Below are 696 nucleotides of genomic sequence, written 5' to 3' on the forward strand. Positions count from 1 at the left end.
TTACGACTCAAATGTATGCCACGCAAAAAGAACGTTTGATGTACTGGTTGCACTGTTGATTCTGCTAGCAACCGCACCACTGTTTCCGTTCATTGCTCTTGCCATCAAGGTCAGCTCAAAAGGCCCAGTGATTTATCGTCAACTGCGTGTTGGTCGCTGCACACCAGAGAAGATGGATCTGTTTCAAATCATGAAGTTTCGCACGATGTACATCGATGCAGAACAACGCTCAGGTGCCGTTTGGGCAACCGAAAATGATCCACGCATTACCCCGGTCGGCCGATTTTTACGTAAGACTCGTCTCGATGAGTTACCGCAGCTATTCAATGTATTGAAAGGTGAAATGTCTATGATTGGCCCTCGCCCTGAGCGACCTGCCTTTTATCAAAAGTTGGAAGATGAAATTCCATACTTTGTAGAGCGTACATACGGCGTACTGCCAGGTATTACAGGCTTGGCGCAAGTAAACCAAGGTTACGATGCTTGCATTGAAGACGTGAGAAGAAAAGTTGGTTTTGACCACAGCTATGCACTAAGCCTTGGGTCGTTTTACTCGTGGATCACGATGGATCTTTCTATCATGAGCAAAACGCTTATCGTAATGATTGATGGACGCGGCCAGTAATGCTTCGAGTCTATTTTGCTACTCTTGCCACTGGCGACGCATCTTCTCGATTGTCGCTGGTGGCACATTAT

At 46.6% G+C, this 696-nt stretch carries 1 protein-coding gene; it reads left to right on the top strand.

Translation table 11 applies throughout. The features are described 5' to 3' along the window. Positions 1 to 625 (top strand): sugar transferase (locus tag R7044_RS25595; protein ID WP_405540910.1); only part of this gene is annotated, 625 nt, incomplete at its 5' end. Positions 626 to 696: the final 71 nt, after the last annotated feature.

The sequence above is a fragment of the Vibrio sp. 1402 genome, from assembly GCF_033340275.1.